The sequence below is a fragment of the Nocardia exalbida NBRC 100660 genome (genome assembly GCF_000308575.1).
Lineage (GTDB): Bacteria > Actinomycetota > Actinomycetes > Mycobacteriales > Mycobacteriaceae > Nocardia > Nocardia exalbida.
In genome coordinates, this window is record NZ_BAFZ01000059.1 from 1 (window position 1) to 1,285 (window position 1,285).

General features: G+C 62.9%; 1 protein-coding gene. It reads left to right on the forward strand.

Annotated elements, in window-relative coordinates; genetic code table 11:
- Positions 1–90 precede the first annotated feature (90 nt).
- The coding region (locus ON29_RS13820; RefSeq protein WP_040866667.1) for a cytochrome P450 at positions 91–1,285 on the forward strand (1,195 nt) is incomplete at its 3' end.

Below are 1,285 nucleotides of genomic sequence, written 5' to 3' on the forward strand. Positions count from 1 at the left end.
GTCCAGACACATGTCCAGCTATGTGTCTCTGCGAGTGGAAGCCGGGCTGCTTCCCGTTGGGAACGTGTTATCGGTTTCGGAGTGTGGGCGATGACTGCCGCGGTGGAGCCGGTGACGTTCGATCCGTATGACTACGGGTTTCACGAGGACCCGTATCCGACGTATCGGCGGCTGCGGGAGGAGGCGCCGCTGTATCACAATGCGTCTTTGGGCTTCTGGGCGTTGTCGCGGCACGTGGATGTGGTCGCGGCGTTTCGGGACAGTGTGCGTTTGTCGAGTGCGAATGGGGTGTCGCTGGATCCGGCGGCGTGGGGGCCGCACGCGCATCGGGTGATGTCGTTTCTGGCGATGGACGATCCGCGGCATATGCGGATGCGGCGGCTGGTGTTCAAGGGGTTCACGCCGAAACGGGTGGCGGAGATGGAAGTGCGGATCCGGGAGTTGACGCTGTCGTATCTGGAATCGGCGTTGGCCGGTGGCTCGTTCGATTGGATCGATGAGGTCGCGGGCAAGTTGCCGATGGATGTGATCTCCGAGTTGATGGGGGTGCCGGTCGCGGACCGGGTGGAGATTCGCCGGTTGGCGGATTTGGTGGTGCACCGGGAGGACGGTGTGCTGGATGTCCCGATGGCGGCGGCGGAAGCGTCGATGAAGTTGCTGGGCTATTACGCCGAGATGGTGGCCGAGCGTCGGCGTGCCCGGCGGGATGATCTGACTTCGGCGTTGCTGGATGCCGAGATCGACGGTGACACACTCACCGATGAGGAGATCATCGGTTTCTTGTTCTTGATGGTGGTGGCGGGGAACGAGACCACCACGAAATTGCTGGGTAATGCTTTGTATTGGGGTGCGCGTAACCCGGGGGAGTACGCGAAGGTCGTCGCGGACGGTGACCTGGTGGCGGATTGGGTGGAGGAGACGCTGCGGTATGACACCTCCAGTCAGATGGTCGCGCGTACCGCGACGGAAGACCTGGCCTACTACGATGGAGTGATTCCGGCGGGGGCGAAGGTGCTGTTGCTGATCGGTTCGGCCAATCGTGATCCGGCGGTGTTCGACGACGGTGACAGTTTCCGTATCGATCGTGCCGACAAGTCCGGGCTGGCGAGTTTCGGTGCGGGAGTGCATTTCTGTCTGGGCGCGCATCTGGCGCGGCTGGAAGCGACCGTCGCCCTGCACGAGTTCGGCTCCCGGGTGCGGTCCTACGACGTCCTCGAATCCGGGATCGCACGGGTTCATTCGTCCAATGTGCGTGGGTTCGCCCACCTTCCCATCACCGTGGAGA